We start from the raw sequence: 461 nt of genomic DNA on the forward strand, positions 1-461 counted from the left end.
GCTGGGCCACGTCAACGCCACCGGCGGCGGCCCCGGCCTGTTCGCCGAGCTGCACCGGTTGACCCCCGGGGACCGGATCACCGTCACGCGCCAGGACGGCTCCGCGGCCGTGTTCGCCGTGGACGCCGTCGAGCGGTACGAGACGGCCGCGTTCCCCACGCTGCGCGTCTACGGCAACACCGCCGGCCCGGAGCTGCGCCTGATCACCTGCGACGGCTACGACCCCGCGACCGGCTCCTTCGACGCGAACCTGGTCGTGCACGCGTCCCTGCTCCAGGACTGATCCATCAGGGGCGCTGCGGCCGGGGAAACGGAACGGCCCCGGGCCGTGGACCGGGCCCACGAGGGGCCGGTGGTCCGCGGCACGGGGCCGTGGTGGGGAGGGCTGCTAGATCAGTCCGTCCGTGAGGTGGTTCGGCGTGCCGAAGCGGTGCGCGGTGATGCTCACGGCCTGCTCATGC

Annotated in this window: 1 protein-coding gene; it reads left to right on the forward strand. The window is 74.0% G+C overall.

From position 1 onward, the window contains the following. A partial coding sequence (locus tag ACXAGC_RS20500; RefSeq protein ID WP_474846865.1) for a sortase domain-containing protein occupies positions 1 to 283 on the forward strand: 283 nt, incomplete at its 5' end. Positions 284 to 461 lie beyond the last annotated feature (178 nt).

It is taken from the genome of Alteromonas sp. AWJ4_197 (genome assembly GCF_056160285.1).